The sequence below is a fragment of the Longitalea luteola genome (assembly GCF_017356035.1).
GTDB lineage: Bacteria > Bacteroidota > Bacteroidia > Chitinophagales > Chitinophagaceae > Niastella > Niastella luteola.
Map to the genome: position 1 here is coordinate 1 of NZ_JAFIQX010000038.1, position 628 is coordinate 628.

A 628-nucleotide genomic window follows, 5' to 3' on the forward strand; every position below is an offset into this window, starting at 1 on the left:
TTGATCAATTATAAAGGGTTGCGTGAACCTGTAGAGCAATATTTGTATATTGGAAGTTTAGAAAAGATCACTACACCTACCGGTGGTGTTAAGCAATTTTTATACGAGCCGAATAAGTATAAAAACGTTGTAAAACGCAATACGCTTACCGGTGCGTTTTACCTTGATGCCCTTTCTGGTGAAAAAACAGGGGCAGGGCTAAGAATCAGTCAAATCATTGAAAAATCTGGCAATGGGCCTGATATTGTTACAACGTATAAATATGGCGATGGAACCTTATTAGGTGATATTCAATATTATTGGCCAGACTACCAGGGCAGGTTACTCAATGGCAATCAATATTCATCTACCCGTTTTGTTACAGAATCATTATTGCCTGTTTGTGAGCAACCGGGAGGTGGCGTGGTTGCATACGAGCATGTTACCGAAGAGAAAGCCGGGAATGGTAAGACAGTGTATACTTACAGCGGCTTTGGTTCGAGTCCTGATATTCATGGCAATAGTATTGATGCCGAGAAATCACCTTATTCGCCGTTTATTTCAAAAAGCCTGGAAAGAGGCCTGCTGAAAGAGATTAAGGTATATGATAATAATGACCAGATTAACCCGGTATCGTATGAAACGTATG

General features: G+C 40.4%; 1 protein-coding gene. It reads left to right on the forward strand.

Going from position 1 to position 628, the window contains the following annotated elements; genetic code table 11:
* On the forward strand, nucleotides 1-628 hold a 628-nt coding region (locus JUB15_RS28315), incomplete at both ends, for a hypothetical protein (protein WP_207516121.1).